Below are 761 nucleotides of genomic sequence, written 5' to 3' on the forward strand. Positions count from 1 at the left end.
CCTCGTCCGGGAGCTGTCCCGGCGGGGCGCCCGGCCGGCGCTGCTCGGCCACGAGGGCCCGGCACTGGAGGCGGTGGCCGCCTCCCTGCCCACCCCCGCCCTCGCCCACGAGGCCGACATCACCGACGACGCCTCCCTGGAGCGCGCGGCCGCGGTCGTCCGGGAACGGCTCGGCCCCCCGTACGCGGTGGTGGCCAACGCGGGCGTCGCGGAGGCCGGCCCGTTCGCCACCTCCGACCCCGCCGACTGGCGCCGGGTCGTCGACGTCAACCTGACCGGCAGCGCGGCCACCGCCCGCACCTTCCTCCCCGACCTGTTCGGGACGAAGGGGTACTACCTCCAGGTCGCCTCGCTCGCGTCCCTGGCCGCCGCGCCCATGATGAGTGCCTACTGCGCCTCCAAGGCCGGGGCCGAGTCGTTCGCCCACAGCCTGCGGGCGGAGGTCGCGCACCGCGGTGTCGACGTCGGCATCGGCTACCTGAACTGGATCGACACGGCCATGATCCGGGACGCCGACCGGTTCCCGGTGATGCGAGAGCTGCGCGCCCACCTGCCGTGGCCCGCCCGCCGCACGCTGACGCCGGAGCAGGCCGCCGACCGGCTCGCCACGGCCGTGGAGCAGCGCAGCGCGGCCGTCTACCTGCCCCGCTGGCTTCGCCTGGCGCAGGCGGCACGCGCCGCGCTGCCCCCGGCGGTGCTGTGGGTGACCCGGCGCGAACTGGGCCGGCTGGAGGCCGAGGACCCGCTGCGGCACACGGGCC

The 761-nt window shown here is 77.3% G+C and carries 1 protein-coding gene; it reads left to right on the plus strand.

All coding sequences use genetic code 11. The annotated features are described in order from the left end of the window. Positions 1 to 13: 13 nt before the first annotated feature. Positions 14 to 761, plus strand: a 748-nt coding sequence (locus tag G3I53_RS00635) for a short-chain dehydrogenase/reductase (RefSeq protein ID WP_239063442.1), incomplete at its 3' end; no start/stop codon positions are given.

Origin of the sequence: Streptomyces sp. SID14436 (genome assembly GCF_010548465.1) — a bacterium.
GTDB lineage: Bacteria > Actinomycetota > Actinomycetes > Streptomycetales > Streptomycetaceae > Streptomyces.